This window comes from Inquilinus sp. (assembly GCF_039594555.1).
In the GTDB taxonomy this organism is placed as follows: Bacteria; Pseudomonadota; Alphaproteobacteria; order DSM-16000; family Inquilinaceae; genus Inquilinus.
The window spans coordinates 1-14,012 of the sequence record NZ_JBCNNF010000174.1 but is presented as its reverse complement, the minus strand read 5'-3'; the positions used below and the strand labels follow the sequence as shown (position 1 = coordinate 14,012).

Annotated in this window: 15 protein-coding genes; 10 read left to right on the top strand and 5 right to left on the bottom strand. The window is 69.7% G+C overall.

The genetic code is table 11. The features are described from left to right. Positions 1 to 279, bottom strand: a 279-nt coding sequence (locus tag ABDW35_RS19070; RefSeq protein WP_343715466.1) for a lipoyl domain-containing protein, incomplete at its 3' end; no start/stop codon positions are given. A gap of 157 nt (positions 280 to 436) precedes the next feature. After that, complete coding sequence (locus ABDW35_RS19065; RefSeq protein ID WP_343715465.1) at positions 437 to 2,527, bottom strand: transketolase C-terminal domain-containing protein; 2,091 nt, start codon at positions 2,525 to 2,527, stop codon at positions 437 to 439. 132 nt (positions 2,528 to 2,659) lie between these two features. Here ABDW35_RS19065 and ABDW35_RS19060 point away from each other — a divergent pair, with 132 nt between their 5' ends. From ABDW35_RS19060 to ABDW35_RS19050, 3 genes are all read left to right on the top strand, one after another. Next, entirely contained in the window at positions 2,660 to 3,133 is a 474-nt protein-coding gene (locus tag ABDW35_RS19060) for an Lrp/AsnC family transcriptional regulator (RefSeq protein WP_343715464.1), read from the top strand. A 215-nt stretch (positions 3,134 to 3,348) separates the two neighbouring features. Further along, positions 3,349 to 3,960: a LysE family translocator gene (locus ABDW35_RS19055; RefSeq protein ID WP_343715463.1), complete on the top strand. Its 612-nt coding sequence runs from the start codon at positions 3,349 to 3,351 to the stop codon at positions 3,958 to 3,960. Between the two features lie 68 nt (positions 3,961 to 4,028). After that, complete coding sequence (locus ABDW35_RS19050) at positions 4,029 to 5,042, top strand: YihY/virulence factor BrkB family protein (RefSeq protein WP_343715462.1); 1,014 nt, start codon at positions 4,029 to 4,031, stop codon at positions 5,040 to 5,042. Here the strand turns inward: ABDW35_RS19050 and ABDW35_RS19045 are convergent. Genes ABDW35_RS19045 through ABDW35_RS19035 form a run of 3 tightly spaced genes read right to left on the bottom strand, consistent with a single transcriptional unit; the run spans position 5,030 to position 8,591 of the window. Continuing rightward, positions 5,030 to 5,773: a class II aldolase/adducin family protein gene (locus ABDW35_RS19045; RefSeq protein WP_343715461.1), complete on the bottom strand. Its 744-nt coding sequence runs from the start codon at positions 5,771 to 5,773 to the stop codon at positions 5,030 to 5,032. The genes ABDW35_RS19050 and ABDW35_RS19045 overlap by 13 nt on opposite strands. A gap of 13 nt (positions 5,774 to 5,786) precedes the next feature. After that, entirely contained in the window at positions 5,787 to 7,442 is a 1,656-nt protein-coding gene (locus tag ABDW35_RS19040) for a choline dehydrogenase (protein WP_343715460.1), read from the bottom strand. Positions 7,443 to 7,448: 6 nt separating this feature from the next. Continuing rightward, positions 7,449 to 8,591, bottom strand: a complete 1,143-nt coding sequence (locus ABDW35_RS19035) for an aromatic ring-hydroxylating dioxygenase subunit alpha (RefSeq protein ID WP_343715459.1) — start codon at positions 8,589 to 8,591, stop codon at positions 7,449 to 7,451. A gap of 152 nt (positions 8,592 to 8,743) precedes the next feature. On the opposite strand from ABDW35_RS19035, the gene ABDW35_RS19030 reads away from it, so the two are divergent. The 7 genes from ABDW35_RS19030 to paaD all read left to right on the top strand — a co-directional run. After that, complete coding sequence (locus tag ABDW35_RS19030) at positions 8,744 to 9,748, top strand: GlxA family transcriptional regulator (protein WP_343715458.1); 1,005 nt, start codon at positions 8,744 to 8,746, stop codon at positions 9,746 to 9,748. 60 nt (positions 9,749 to 9,808) lie between these two features. Continuing rightward, positions 9,809 to 10,447, top strand: coding sequence for a TetR/AcrR family transcriptional regulator (locus ABDW35_RS19025; RefSeq protein ID WP_343715457.1), 639 nt, complete (start codon positions 9,809 to 9,811; stop codon positions 10,445 to 10,447). A 5-nt stretch (positions 10,448 to 10,452) separates the two neighbouring features. After that, positions 10,453 to 11,319, top strand: coding sequence for a phenylacetic acid degradation operon negative regulatory protein PaaX (gene paaX / locus ABDW35_RS19020; RefSeq protein WP_343715456.1), 867 nt, complete (start codon positions 10,453 to 10,455; stop codon positions 11,317 to 11,319). Positions 11,320 to 11,438: 119 nt separating this feature from the next. After that, the gene (gene paaA, locus ABDW35_RS19015; protein ID WP_343715455.1) at positions 11,439 to 12,422 is read left to right on the top strand and encodes a 1,2-phenylacetyl-CoA epoxidase subunit PaaA; all 984 of its coding nucleotides are present in this window, start codon (positions 11,439 to 11,441) and stop codon (positions 12,420 to 12,422) included. A 13-nt stretch (positions 12,423 to 12,435) separates the two neighbouring features. Next, the gene (gene paaB, locus ABDW35_RS19010; protein WP_343715454.1) at positions 12,436 to 12,723 is read left to right on the top strand and encodes a 1,2-phenylacetyl-CoA epoxidase subunit PaaB; all 288 of its coding nucleotides are present in this window, start codon (positions 12,436 to 12,438) and stop codon (positions 12,721 to 12,723) included. Further along, positions 12,723 to 13,499 carry a 1,2-phenylacetyl-CoA epoxidase subunit PaaC gene (gene paaC / locus ABDW35_RS19005; RefSeq protein ID WP_343715453.1) on the top strand — a complete coding sequence of 259 codons (777 nt, stop codon included), beginning with the start codon at positions 12,723 to 12,725 and terminating at the stop codon, positions 13,497 to 13,499. The genes paaB and paaC overlap by 1 nt, the downstream gene beginning before the upstream one ends. Before the next feature lie 251 nt (positions 13,500 to 13,750). Next, positions 13,751 to 14,012, top strand: a 262-nt coding sequence (gene paaD, locus ABDW35_RS19000; protein ID WP_343715452.1) for a 1,2-phenylacetyl-CoA epoxidase subunit PaaD, incomplete at its 3' end; no start/stop codon positions are given.

The window sequence follows — 14,012 nt, the reverse complement described above, 5'->3', positions numbered from 1 at the left end:
GACTAAAGAAGAAGGGTCAGCATTGCTCACCCCGATCCGCCCCAGCACCGCCCCCGGCACCGCGTCCTGGTCGGTTGCGATCAGGATCTCCAGCAGGGTGCCCGACGCCGGGGCCGGGACCTCGACCGTGACCTTGTCGGTCTCCAGCTCGACCAGCGGGTCACCCTCGCGCACCTTATCGCCCACTGCCGCAAGCCAGCCCCGCACCGCCGCCTTGGTGCCCTCCTGCTGGACCGGCGCGAGCACGTCCACCGCCGCCGCCTCGATGATATCGGCCATGTCAGCCCCGCCTCTGGTCGATTTTGTGAGCAGCCGAGGCCTTCCCTTTGCTGTCATTGCCGGGCTTGACCCGGCAATCCAGAGGGTCTCGACAGCTTCTGGATGCCCGGGTCAAGCCCGGGCATGACAATTCAGGGGGCAGGCTCCGCATCGGCTCTCAGAACCCGGTCAGCTCAATGATCTTGTCGCGAATGCGGTCGACCGACGGCACCGCGGCGTCCAGCAGCACCGGATTGTGCGGGCTGGGGATGTCCGGCATGGTCAGCCGCGCTACCGGGGCGTCGAGGTCCAGGAATGCCTCATCGGCCACCACCGCCGCGATCTCGGCGCCGAAGCCGCCGGTGCGCAGATCCTCATGCACGATCAGGCAGCGCCGCGTGCGCGCCACCGAGGCCAGCACCGCCGCGCTGTCCCACGGCATCAGCGTGCGCAGATCGATCACCTCGACCGAGCGGCCGCTGGCCCGCGCCGCCGCCTCCGCCCGCTCCACCATGGCGCCCCAGGTGACGATGGTCAGGTCGGTGCCCGGCATCGTGGTCCGGGCCTGGCCGAAGGGCAGCACGTAATCATCGCCCGGATAGGGCCGGCGGGCCCAGGCGGCGTCGAGCATCGCCCGATGCTCAAGGAACATCACCGGGTCGTCGCCGCGCAGCGCCGCGCGCAAGAGGCCGACCGCGTCCTCGGCATTGGACGGCACCGCCACCTTCCAGCCCGGCGCGTGCACGAACTGCACCTCGTTGGTCTGGCTGTGCCAGGGGTCACCGCATTTCAGGAAGCCGACCGGCATGCGCAGCACCATCGGCGCGGCGAAGCGGTTGTTGGTGCGCCAGCGCATCGTGCCGCAATCGTTGATCTGCTCCACCGCCGGGTCGGCGTATTTGCGGAACTGGATCTCCGGCACCGGCAGCAGCCCGGCCAGCGCCATGCCGACGGCGCGGCCGACGATGCCTTCCTCGGACAAACTGGTGTCCATCACCCGGGCCGCGCCGAACTTCTCCTGCAGCCCCAGCGTCACGGCGTGGACGCCGCCCTTCGGCCCGATATCCTCGCCCAGCACCACCATGCGCAGATTGGCCGACAACTCGTGGTCCAGGGTACGGCGGATGGCGGTGACCATGTTGATCCGCGGCCCTTCCGGCTGTGGCGTCTCGCTGCCGGTGGCGGGGACGATGCCCTCGCCGCGCAGCCCGCCCATCGCCTGGGCCTCGCCTTCGTAGAAGACATGGCGGGTCACCGCGGCCGCATCGGGAACCGGGCGCGCCTCGGCCCGGGCCCGCGCCGCCTCGACCTGCGCCCCGGCCTCCGCGGCGAGCGCGTCCCATTCCGCCGCTTCGATGACAGCCGGCACCAGGAACCGCTTCAGCTTGGGCAGCGGGTCACGGGCCCATTCCGCCGCCACCGTCTCGGCCGGCTTGTAGGCCTGGGTGTCCTGGAAGCTGTGCCCCTCCAGCCGCGGCACGCTGAGCCGCAGCAGGCACGGGCCCTTGCGGCCGCGGACATGGGCGACGGCGGCATCGGCCAGCCGCGCCGCCTCGGCCGGGTCGGTGCCATCGCCGGCCAGGATGTGCAGGCCGCGGAAGCTGGCGAGGTTGGCGGCGATGTCGCCGCCCGGGGTCTGGAACCGCGACGGCACCGAGATGCCGTAGCCATTGTCCTCGATCATGAACAGCACCGGCAGGCGCTGGGTGGTGGCGATGGTCAGCGCCGACCAGAAGCCGTTGGTGGCGACCGAGGCGTCGCCGCCAAGCACCACGGCGATGGCGCGGTCGCAGGCCGGGTCGTGCAGCACGGTGCGGCCGTATTCCAGCGCCTGGGCCCAGCCGGCGGCCGGGGTGTACTGGGTGCCGACGCCGCCGCACATCGGCAGCGCCGACGGGCCGGCCGGGTTCGGGAAGTTGAACACCACGCCGATGTCGCGGCCCGCGGAATAGCCCCCGTCGCGCGCCATGGCGGAGCCGAGCGCGTCGACCAGATCGACGCCGAGGGTCAGCAGAATCGGGCGGGAGCGGTAATAGCCGCAGACGGCGTCGCGCGGGTCGTCCAGCCGGGTGCCCAGCAGGATCTGCGCCAGGTCGTGGCCGCGGGCGGAAAACTGGTACAGCACCTTCTTCTGCGGCGCCAGCACCGTCTCCTCCAGCGCATCGAGGGCGCGGGAGAGGTGCAGCAGATGGGCAACGCGGCGCCAGTCGAAGCCGGGATCGGGCGCGTTCGCCAGGAGGCGAGGCTGCTGATAGGCGAGAGCGGTCACCGGATCGTCCTTCTGCTGGGCCTTCCCAGGAAAAGGATGCGACGGATTCGGGGAAAAGTTTTGCCGATGTCGGTATCGAACACGCAGATCTCAGGTATCATTTGCCCCAATCGTCGGAATTGGAGTGATTTCATGCCCACGGACGCCGAGGAGCTGGACCGGTTCGAGCGCGCCATCCTGGCGGCGCTGCAGCGCAACGCCCGACAGAGCGTGCAGGAGCTGGCCGATGCGGTCGGGCTGTCGACCTCGCCGACCTGGCGGCGGCTGAAGGCGCTGGAGGAGCGCGGCGTGATCAAGGACTACGTCGCCCGGGTCGATCCCGCCCGGCTGGGCTATGGCGAGACCGCCTTCGCCCATGTCACCCTGGCCAAGCACAATGGCGACGAGATCGAGGCGTTCGAGCGCAAGATCGCCGAGCGGCCGGAGGTGCTGGAGTTCTATTCGATGACAGGCTCGGCCGACTACATCCTGCGGATCGTCACCCGCAGCCCGCTGGACTATGAGAAGTTCCTGAAGGAGGTGGTGTTCACCAGCCCGGCGGTGCAGCACATCAGTTCGAACTTCGCCCTGCGCGAGATCAAGAACAGCGTCGCGATCCCGGTGTAGGTCAGATGCCGCCGTCCTGCCTTAACCCCATTTTGTCATGCCCGGGCTTGACCCGGGCATCCAGAGACTGTCGACATCTTCTGGATTGCCGGGTCAAGCCCGGCAATGACAGCAAAGGGGAAGGTGCCCGCTCCTTCGGTCCATCCACAATCTCCCGCCCTTGCCCACCCGCCCTCAACCGAGGCATCGTGGCGGCCGCAGCCTGGAGGGCCGATATGAGCATCGAGTTCCTGATCACCTCGTTCATCATCGTCGCCTCGCCCGGCACCGGCGCGCTGTTCACCATCGCCGCCGGGCTGACCCGCGGGTCGCGCGCCAGCGTGGTCGCCGCCTTCGGCTGCACCCTCGGCATCGTGCCGCACATGGCCGCCGCGATCCTGGGCTTGGCGGCGCTGCTGCACGCCAGCGCCCTGGCCTTCGAGATCTTCAAATATCTCGGCGTCGCCTACCTGCTGTGGATGGCCTGGAACACCCTGCGCGAGCATGGCGCGCTGACGGTCGAGAAGCAGGCCGACGGCCGGTCCGCGCTGCAGGTCACGGTGACGGCGATCCTGATCAACATCCTGAACCCGAAGCTGTCGATCTTCTTCGTCGCCTTCCTGCCACAATTCGTCAGCGCCAACGAGGCCCATCCGCTGGCCCGGATGCTGGAGCTGAGCGGCGTGTTCATGCTGATGACCTTCGCGGTCTTCGCCGTCTACGGCCTGTTCGCCGCCGCGATGCGCGACCATGTGATCAGCCGTCCGCGGGTGATGACCTGGATGCGCCGCAGCTTCGCCGCCGCCTTCGTCGCCCTCGGCGCCAAGCTGGCCCTGACCGAGCGCTAGCCCGACGGAACGCCCCTGCCTTCCCCGCCGTTCGACCTGAGAGGTCCGGTGTCGGTGGGGAGAGATCGATGGCGACGTCGCTGTCGACGGAAGACGGGCATGGCCGTGACGCGAGCTCGCCGGTCGAGATCCCGAGACGTGGCTGGCTCGATATACTGTACCGGGTGTGGACGGAGATCGACGACGACCGGGTCTTCGCCCTCGCCGCCGGCGTCGCCTATTACGCGCTGCTGGCCCTGTTCCCCGCCATCGGCCTGATCGTGTCGCTGTACGGCTTCCTGGCCGATCCCGCGACGGTCGAGCGAAACATCGCCGACCTCGCCTTCATCCTGCCGAGCGGCGGGATGGAGGTGATCGGCGGCCAGCTGCATCGCCTCATCAGCCAGCCGCCGCGGGCGCTCGGCCTCGCCTTCTTCGCCAGCCTCGCCCTGTCGCTGTGGAGCGCGAATGCCGGGATGAAGGCGCTGTTCGATGCTCTGAACGTCGTCTATGACGAGACCGAGAAGCGCGGCTTCTTCCGGCTGAACGCCATCTCGCTGCTGTTCACCGCGCTGGCCCTGATCTTCGTGGTGCTGGCCCTTGTCGGCGTGGTCGTCGTGCCCGTGGCTCTCAGCTTCGTCGGCCTCGGATCGGCTGCCGGCGTCCTGATCTGGCTGCTGCGCTGGCCGGCATTGCTGCTGCTGACGATCGTCGGCCTGTCGCTGCTGTACCGCTTCGGCCCGAGCCGCCGGGAACCGCGCTGGCAATGGATCAACTGGGGCAGTGCGCTGGCGGCGGTGGTGTGGATCGGCGGGTCGATGCTGTTCTCCTGGTACGTCGCCCGCTTCGGCAGCTATGACGCCACCTATGGTTCGCTCGGTGCGGTGATCGGCTTCCTGACCTGGATCTGGCTGTCGACCGTGGTGTTCCTGATCGGCGCCGAGCTGAACGCCGAGGCGGAGCACCAGACGGCCCGGGACAGCACGATCGGCGGCGACAAGCCGATGGGTCGGCGCTGCGCGGTGATGGCCGACACGCTCGGGGAGACCAAGCCCTGGCGCGACGATGCAGCAGATGCAGCAAAGGACGATCAGTCCCGGTAGCTCGGCTCCTCGGCGTCGAGGATCGCCTTCACGTTGTCCAGGTGGTCGGCGGCGAAGCGGCCATAGCCGCGCCATTGCCGCTCGGTCAGCAGGGCGACCTCGTCCGGCATCACCCGCAGCTTCCGGCCCGTGGCGTAGCAGGTCATCAGCGTCTCGGCCGCTCGCTCGAAATAGTAGAGCTCGTCGAAGGCGTCGGCCACGGTCGGGCCGATCACCAGCACGCCGTGATTGGCCATCAGCAGCACGGTCTTGCCCTCGGTCATCAGTGCCGCCTGGCGGTCGCCCTCCTTATCCGACAGGGCCATGCCGGCGAAGCCGTCATCGATCACCACCCGGCCGAAGAAACGGGCGGTGTTCATGTCGATCGGCGGCATCGTGCTGTCGGCCAGGCAGGCCAGGGCGGTGGCGTGTTTCGAGTGCAGATGCATGATGCAGCGGGCCTGCGGCAGCGCCGCATGCAGTCGCGCGTGCAGGTACCAGGCGGTCGGGTCCGGCGCGTCGGGCTGGTCCAGCGTCGTCGGGTCATGCGCGTCGAGCAGCAGCAGGCCGCCGGCGGTGACACGCGAGAAGTGCAGCCGGCACGGGTTGATCAGGAAGCGCGACCCGTCCTCCGACACGGCCACGCTCATGTGGTTGGCGATCGATTCATGCATGTCCAGCCGCGCGAACCAGCGGAACGACGCCGCCAGGTCGATCCGCGCCTGGCGATGCTCGTCGAGAGATGCGGTCACAAAGCCCTCCTGCTCAGCGTTGCGCGGTTTCCCATTGGGGGTGAATCCACACCGGTTGCTCGTCGCGCGGCAGCGCCGGCCGGCCGCGGATCAGGTCGCTCGCCTTCTCGGCGATCATGATGGTGGGCGCGTTGGTGTTGCCGCTGACGATCGCCGGCATCACCGAAGCGTCGACCACCCGCAGGCCGCGGACGCCATGGACCCGGCATTCGCCGTCGACCACCGCCGTGCCGCCCTGCCCCATCCGGCAGGTGCCGACCGGGTGGTAGCAGGTCTCGATCCCCTGGCGCAGATACGCGTCAATCTCGTCGTCGCTGCGCACCGCCGGGCCGGGATAGATCTCCTCGCCGCGATAGGTGGCCAGCGCCGGCTGGGCCAGGATCTCGCGGGTCAGCCGCACCGAGTCCCGCAGGTCGATGCGGTCCTGCGGGTCCGCCAGATAGTTGAAGCGGATCGCCGGCGGCTGCGCCGGGTCGGCCGAGCGCAGCCTGACATGGCCCAGGCTGCGCGGCCGCATCAGGTCGATATGCACCTGGAAGGAAGGACCGCCGACATCCTCGACCGTGCCGGGCTTGATCGCGATCGGCATGAAGGTCAATTGCAGGTCGGGGTGCTCGATCCCCGGCCGGCTGCGGATGAATCCGCCGGCCTCGAAATGGTTGGACGCGGCCGGGCCGCTCTTGCCGGCGAACCAGCGCAGCCCGGTGGCCAGCTTGCGCAGGCCGCGATTGACGCCGTAGAGCGAGGCCGGCGTGCGGCAGCGGTGCTGGATGACGATGTCCGGGTGGTCGTTCAGGTTGGCGCCGACGCCGGGCAGGTCGACCAATGGCTGGATACCAAGCGCCGCCAGGTCGTCGGCCCGACCGATGCCGGAGAGTTGCAGGATCTGGGGCGAGTTGATGGCCCCGCCCGACAGGATCACCTCGGCCCCGGCCCGAGCCGTCTGCACCCGGCCGTGCCGGGCGTACTCCACCCCGATCGCTCGGCCCCGCTCCAGCACGATGCGGCGGGCCAGCGCGCCGGTGACCACGGTCAGGTTCGGGCGGCCCAGAGCCGGCCGCAGATAGGCGCGCGCGGCACTCCAGCGCCGGCCGCCGCCGGTGGTGCGGTCGATCCGACCGAAGCCCTCCTGCCGCGCTCCGTTCACATCCGTGGTCAGGCCGTATCCCGCCTCCTGCCCCGCCCGGACGAAGGCATCGGCCAGCGGCGTGGCGGAGAGATCCGGCGCGAACACTGACAGCGGCCCGTCGCCGCCGTGATAGGCGTCGCCGCCCAGGCTGTGCCGCTCGGCCCGCTTGAAATAGGGCAGCACGTCGGCATAGCCCCAGCCCTGCAGCCCGGCCTGGGCCCAGGAATCGTAGTCGCGGGCATGGCCGCGGATATAGACCATGCCGTTGATCGAGGACGACCCGCCCAGCACCCGGCCGCGCGGATGCGATAGGCGGCGGCCGTCGAGATGCGGCTCCGGCTCCGACACATAGGCCCAGTTGAACCGGTCGGAGGAGAGCAGCCGCCCGACCGCCGCGGGCATGTGGATCTGCCAGCTGCGGTCGGCCAGCCCGGCCTCCAGCAGCAGCACCTGCACCGCGGGATCCTCGGTCAGCCGCGCCGCCAGCACGCAGCCGGCGGAGCCGGCGCCGACGATGACGTAGTCGAAGCCGTTGGCCATCGCCGCTCAGGCCGCGTCGGGGCGGATCGCCCGGTGGCAGAGCTGGTGGAAGTGCCGGACCAGATGCTCGCTGCGGTTGTCCGGCGTCTCGCCGATCAGGTAGCGGCCGTGGCGGAAGCCCATCGACCGCAGCCCTTTCTGGTTGGAGATGTTGAGCTGGATGTCCTCCGGCCCCAGATCCTCGTTCATCCAGCGGATGCAGGCCCGGGTCACCTCGGGCAGTTCCCGCCCCTCCGGCCCGTAATAGCCGAAGCGCAGGATCGAGGTCTCCGGCCCGGTCGGGATCATGATGAAGGTGCCGACCACGTCGGCATAGGGGAAGGCGTAGATCGTCGCGTTCGGGAACAGGCCGAGGTTGAAGAACCAGGCGGTCTGCCAGGTTGCACCCTCCAAAGGCACGCCATAGGCCTGGGTGGTGCCTGGCTTCGGCGGGCCGATATAGGTCCACCAGTCGCCGCGCGGCGTCAGCGTGTAGCCGTCGAAGTCGATCAGCTGGGCCAGCTCGCGATGCACCGGGCCGGAAAAGCTGAAATGGTAGCCTTCGATCGAGTTCTCCTGGATCACCTTCCAGTTGGCGGCCACCGGCACGTCGACCTCCTCGACCAGCACCAGCCGGTCGAGATCGGGCAGGAAGCGCCGCATCTCGGCCTCGGCGCCCGGCGCCATGTCGGCGATCGGCCGCGCCGCGGGGTCGAGATTGACGAAGACGAAGCTGCCGAAGACCTCCGCTCGCACGGGCTTCAGCCCGTGCTCGGCCTTGTCGAAATTCGCCAGGCATTCGGTGCGCGGCGCGCCGCGCAGGCTGCCGTCGAGGCCATAGGTCCAGGCGTGGTAGCCGCAGGTGATCGCCCGCGCCTTGCTGCGCCGGGCCCCGACCAGGCGGTTGCCGCGATGCTGGCAGACATTGTGGAAGGCGCGGATCTGCCCGTCCGCACCCTTCATCACCAGGACGCTCTGGTCGAGCAGCGTCTCGGTAACGATGTCGCCGGTCTCGCGGAAGTCGTTGAGATGGCCGACCAGATGCCAGGACTTCAGGAAGATCCCTTCCCGCTCTGCCTCGTACACCGCCGGGTCGTAGAAGAACGGGGCCGGCAGGGAATAGCCCGCCTCCTGGTCGGCCTTGGTCCAGGTCGGAACCGCGATGGTCATTCTTGTCTTCCCGTTCTCTGGCTGGCGTTGCCGGGAAGAGTGGGAGAGGTCTGGAGCCGCAACCTGTCCTCATCCGTCACGGCGATGTCGATTTTTCGCCGGCCACCAACAGCGGCGGTGGCATGCTGGGACGGTTCGACCACGGGACATGCATGCGCAAGCTGGCCTTCCTGGTGCTGCCCGAATTCTCGGCGCTGGGCCTCGCCGCGGCGATCGAGCCGCTGTTCGTCGCCAACTGGCTGGCGCAGGAGCGGATCTTCGCCTGGACCGTGGTCTCGGCCGACGGGCAGCCGGTCCGTGCCAGCAACGGCACGGTGACGCCGGTCGATGGCGCCCTGCCGGCGGCGGAGGGCAGCGGCACCGTCTTCGTCCTGGCCAGCTTCGAGTCCGCCGAGGTCGCCGGGCAGCGGCCAGTCCTGCCCTGGCTGCGGCGGCTGGCCCGCTTCGGCGTCGAGCTCGGCGGCATCGAGACCGGAAGCCTGGCCCTGGCCGAGGCCGGGCTGCTGGACGGGCACACCGCCGCGGTGCACTGGGACAACCTGACCGGGTTCCAGGAACGCTATCCGGCGGTGCGCGCGGTGCCGCAGCTCTACGTCGTCTCGGGCGGCCGGATCACCTGCGCCGGCGCGTCGGCCATCCTCGACATGATGGTCGGGTGGATCGGGCGCCATGCCGATCCCGGCCTGGCCGGCGAGGTGGCCGAGCATCTGCTGCTCGGCCGGGTGCGGCCGCCGGAGACCGGGCAGCGGGAGTCGGACGACCATGCGCAGGCCGCCGCCGACCCGCTGGTGGCGCAGGCGCTGGAGATCATGCGCGGCGCGATCGACGAGCCCCTGCCCTGCGCCGCGATCGCCGACCGGGTCGGCCTGTCGCTGCGCCAGCTCGAGCGCCGCTTCAGACAGGCGCTCGGCCGCCCGGTCCAGGCCCAGTACCTGCTGCTGCGCATGGCCAAGGCGCACCAGCTGCTGCAGCAGACCGGGCTGAGCGTCACCGAGGTCGCCTTCTCCTGCGGCTTCCCCTCGCTGGAATACTTCTCCCGCCGCTACCGCGCCCAGTTCGGCTGCAAGCCCAGCGCCGACCGGCGGCAGTCGACCACCGCCCCGGTGCTGCGGCAGAAGCCGGGCAATTCATTGATCGAGCGTTCAGAGAATTCTTGATCTCCAGCCGCGACGCGCCGAGTCTGTGACAGTCGACACACTCGGAACGGACCGGAGGTCATGGCCCGCACTCGCGCCCCTGATTACGACGAGAAGCGGCGGGCGATCCTGCATCGGACGGCGGAGCTGTTCGCCCGGCACGGCTTCACCGGCGCCTCGATCACCATGATCGCCGAGGCCTGCGGCATGTCGAAGGCCCTGCTGTATCACTATTACCGCGACAAGGACGCGGTGCTGTTCGACATCCTGGCCGACCACCTGTCGACCCTGGTCGCGGCGGTGGAGGAGGCGGCGGCCGCCCCGGCCAGCGCGCGCGAGCGGCTGCATGCGGTCGTCGCCGCTCTGCTCGATGCTTATCGCGACGCCGATGCCGAACACCAGGTGCAGATCACCAGCCTGAAGCTGCTGCCGCCGGAGCGGCAGGAGCAGCTGAAGGACATGGAGCGGACGCTGGTGCGGATCTTCGCCGATGCCCTGGCTGCAGCGGTGCCGCAGGTCGCGACCGACCGCAGCCTGCTGATGCCGCTGACCATGTCGCTGTTCGGCATGCTGAACTGGCACTATCTGTGGTTCCGCGAGGGCAAGGGGCTGGGCCGCGCCGAATATGCCCGGCTGGCGACCCAGCTGGTGCTGTCCGGCGCCGCGGATGCGGTGGCGGCGGTGAAGCCCGCGGCCCGCCGGCGGATGGAAACCGCCTGACCCTGATGCCCCGCACCGCCCTGCGCCGGATCCTGGACAGCCTGAAGGCCGAGCCGTCACGCACCTGGTCGATCATCGTCACCGTCTATGGCGACGCCATCGTGCCGCGCGGCGGGTCGCTGTGGCTGGGCACCCTGTCGGCCTTCCTGCACGCGATCGACATCGGCGACGGCGTGGTGCGCACGGCGATGTCCCGGCTGGCCGCCGATGGCTGGCTGGAGCGCAGCCGGGTCGGCCGCAACAGCTTCTACCGTCTGGCCGAGCGTGGGCGGGAGACGTTCCGCACCGCCACCGAGCACATCTACAACGCTCATCCGCCGCCGCACGGCAGCGGCTTCGTGCTGGTGCTGCCCGGCAATGGCGGCGACCGGGAGGCAGCGCGGACCGCCCTGCAGGCCGCCGGCTTCGGCAGCGCCGCGGCGGGCGTCTGGGTGGCGCCGGCCGGCACCCTGGTCCCGCCGGAAGCCGGGGACGCGCTGCGCCTGGACGCTACGGCCGATGCCGAGACCCGGCGCCGGCTGGCGGCGCAGAGCTGGCCGCTGGACGACACGGCCGATGCCTATCGCCGCTTCCTGGCCGAGTTCGAGCCGCTGCGGGCGGCGCTGGCGGCGGGCGACGCGCTGTCCGACCAGGACAGCTTCATCGCCCGCATCCTGCTGATCCACGCCTGGCGCCGCATCGTGCTGCGCGACCCGGTGCTGCCGGCCGACCTGCTGCCGCCGGGCTGGCCCGGCACCGCCGCCCGCGCCCTCTGCGCCGATCTCTACCACCGGCTGCTGCCGGCCTCCGAGCGCTGGCTCGACGTCCATGGCCAGGCCGAATCCGGCCCCCTGCCCCCGCCGGGACCGGAGCTGCAGGCGCGGTTCCGATAGGGTTTCGCTCCGCGCCTCGCCATGACGATGGGAGATAGCCATGTTTCGATATGTTACTAAAAATCTTGACTATATTAATTTTTGTGACATATGATCGAACCAAGGTCAGGGAGGACGCCATGTACACGCAGGCCCTCAACGCCACCGATCAAACTGCCCGTCCCGTCGAAGATGCCGCCCTCGCCGCACGCTTCCAGGAGCGGATCGACGCCGAGGAGCGGATCGAGCCGAACGACTGGATGCCGGAGGCCTATCGCAAGACCCTGACGCGTCAGATCTCCCAGCACGCCCATTCCGAGATCGTCGGCATGCTGCCGGAGGGCAACTGGATCACCCGGGCGCCGACGCTGCGGCGCAAGGCGGCCCTCCTGGCCAAGGTGCAGGACGAGTGCGGCCACGGCCTCTACCTCTACGCCGCGGCCGAGACGCTGGGCACGGCGCGGGAGGAGCTGGTCGACCAGCTGCTGACCGGCCGCGCGAAGTACTCCTCGATCTTCAATTACCCGACCCTGACCTGGGCCGATATCGGCGCCATCGGCTGGCTGGTCGACGGCGCCGCGATCATGAATCAGATTCCGCTGTGCCGCTGCTCCTACGGCCCATACGCCCGCGCCATGATCCGGGTGTGCAAGGAGGAATCCTTCCATCAGCGCCAGGGCTACGAGATCATGGTCACGCTGGCCCGCGGCACGCCGGAGCAGAAGGCGATGGCGCAGGACGCGCTGGACCGCTGGTGGTGGCCCTGCCTGATGATGTTCGGCCCGCCGGATTCGGCGAGCCAGCACAGCGACACCTCGATGAAGTGGAAGATCAAGCGCTTTTCCAACGACGAGCTGCGCCAGAAATTCATCGACGCCACCGTGCCGCAAGCCCAGTTCATCGGCCTGTTCCCGCCCGACCCGGAGCTGCGCTTCGACGGGGAGACCGGGCGTTGGCGGCACGGACCGATCGACTGGGACGAGTTCAAACAGGTACTGGCCGGTAACGGCCCGTGCAACCGCGACCGGATGGCGGCGCGCCGCAAGGCCCATGACGACGGCGCCTGGGTGCGCGAGGCCGCGCTCGCCTATGCCGAGAAGCGCCGCGCCCGGGCGGCAGCCTGAGGGAGGAGACGCCATGACCACGCAGAATTTCCCCCTCTGGGAAGTCTTCATCCGCAGCCGCAACGGGCTGTCGCACAAGCATGTCGGGTCGCTGCACGCGGCCGACCCGACCATGGCGCTGCAGGCGGCCCGCGACCTCTACACCCGCCGCGGCGAGGGGCTGTCGATCTGGGTGGTGCCGTCCAACGCCATCACCGCGTCGGACCCCGCCGACAAGGGCATGATGTTCGAGCCGGCGGCCAGCAAGATCTACCGTCACCCGACCTTCTACGACGTGCCCGACGAGATCGGGCATATGTGATGGCCGCGGCCATGATCACCGTCGCCGAGACGCCGCTGGTCCGCTACGCCCTGGCGCGGGCCGACGACGCCCTGATCCTGGGCCACCGCCTGTCGGAATGGTGCGGCCACGCCCCGATGATGGAAGAGGACATGGCCCTGGCCAATATCGGGCTCGACCTGATCGGCCAGGCCCGCGCCCTTTACACTTACGCGGCCGAGGTCGAGGCCGCCGGCAATGACGAGGACCGCTACGCCTATCTGCGCGACGTGCGGCAGTACCGCAACCTGCTGCTGGTCGAGCAGCCGAATGGCGATTTCGCCCGCACCATCCTGCGCCAGTTCTTCTATTCCGCCTTCGCCGATCCCTATTGGCGGGCGATGACCGCCTCGGCGGACCCGACCCTGGCGGCGATCGCCGCGAAGTCGGAGAAGGAGAGCGCCTACCATCTGCGCCACAGCGCGGAATGGGTGATCCGCCTCGGCGACGGCACCGCGGAAAGCCATGCCCGGGCCCAGGCGGCGGTGGAGGAACTTTGGCCCTATACCGGCGAGTGGTACCAGCCGGACGACGCCGAGCGCGGGCTGATCGCCGAGGGTGTCGCGGTCGATCCCGAGAGCCTGCGCGAGACCTGGGCGCGAACCGTTGCCGATGTGCTGGCCGAGGCCACCTTGGATGTGCCGCCGGCCGGCTGGTCGCAGCGCGGCGGCCGCGACGGCCGGCACAGCGAGCATCTCGGCCACCTGCTGAGCGAGCTGCAGATCCTGCAGCGGACCTATCCGGGGGCGAAGTGGTGACTCGGTCACCGGCCTCTCCCGCCCTTTCCAAGTCCCCCCTCCCCTTGCAGGAGGGGGGCAGGGGAAGGGGTCTGCGCGCGTCCGCGTGCGAAGAGGCCAGGTCTCCATCGGCTTCCGAGCCGGCTCGTCTCGACCGTGCGGCAGCTCGGGTTGAGAGAACCCCCTCCCCCTACCCCCCTCCCGCGGGGGGAGGGGGGACTGGAAAGGACTCGGAAGGTCTGAGGCAGCGCGCCTGGGAGGCCGCGGCCGCCGTGGTCGACCCGGAGCTGCCGGTGCTGACCATCGCCGATCTCGGCGTGCTGCGCGAGGTCACGGTGCAGGACGGCCGGGTCGAGGTGGCGATCACCCCGACCTATTCCGGCTGCCCGGCGATGAGCGTGATCGCGCTGGAGATCGGGCTGGCACTGGAGCAGGCGGGCATCGGCGGCGTGCAGGTGCGCACCGTGCTGTCGCCGGCCTGGACCACCGCCTGGCTGACGCCGGACGGCCGCCGCAAGCTGGCCGAATACGGCG

Bases quoted from the DNA above. Each gene is read 5' to 3' on its own strand.
- ABDW35_RS19060 (WP_343715464.1), top strand. From the start codon at position 2,660: ATGCCCACGGACGCCGAGGAGCTGGACCGGTTCGAGCGCGCCATCCTG.
- ABDW35_RS19055 (WP_343715463.1), top strand. From the start codon at position 3,349: ATGAGCATCGAGTTCCTGATCACCTCGTTCATCATCGTCGCCTCGCCC.
- ABDW35_RS19050 (WP_343715462.1), top strand. From the start codon at position 4,029: ATGGCGACGTCGCTGTCGACGGAAGACGGGCATGGCCGTGACGCGAGC.
- ABDW35_RS19040 (WP_343715460.1), bottom strand. From the start codon at position 7,442: ATGGCCAACGGCTTCGACTACGTCATCGTCGGCGCCGGCTCCGCCGGC.
- ABDW35_RS19035 (WP_343715459.1), bottom strand. From the start codon at position 8,591: ATGACCATCGCGGTTCCGACCTGGACCAAGGCCGACCAGGAGGCGGGC.
- ABDW35_RS19030 (WP_343715458.1), top strand. From the start codon at position 8,744: ATGCGCAAGCTGGCCTTCCTGGTGCTGCCCGAATTCTCGGCGCTGGGC.
- ABDW35_RS19025 (WP_343715457.1), top strand. From the start codon at position 9,809: ATGGCCCGCACTCGCGCCCCTGATTACGACGAGAAGCGGCGGGCGATC.
- paaX (WP_343715456.1), top strand. From the start codon at position 10,453: ATGCCCCGCACCGCCCTGCGCCGGATCCTGGACAGCCTGAAGGCCGAG.
- paaA (WP_343715455.1), top strand. From the start codon at position 11,439: ATGTACACGCAGGCCCTCAACGCCACCGATCAAACTGCCCGTCCCGTC.
- paaB (WP_343715454.1), top strand. From the start codon at position 12,436: ATGACCACGCAGAATTTCCCCCTCTGGGAAGTCTTCATCCGCAGCCGC.
- paaC (WP_343715453.1), top strand. From the start codon at position 12,723: ATGGCCGCGGCCATGATCACCGTCGCCGAGACGCCGCTGGTCCGCTAC.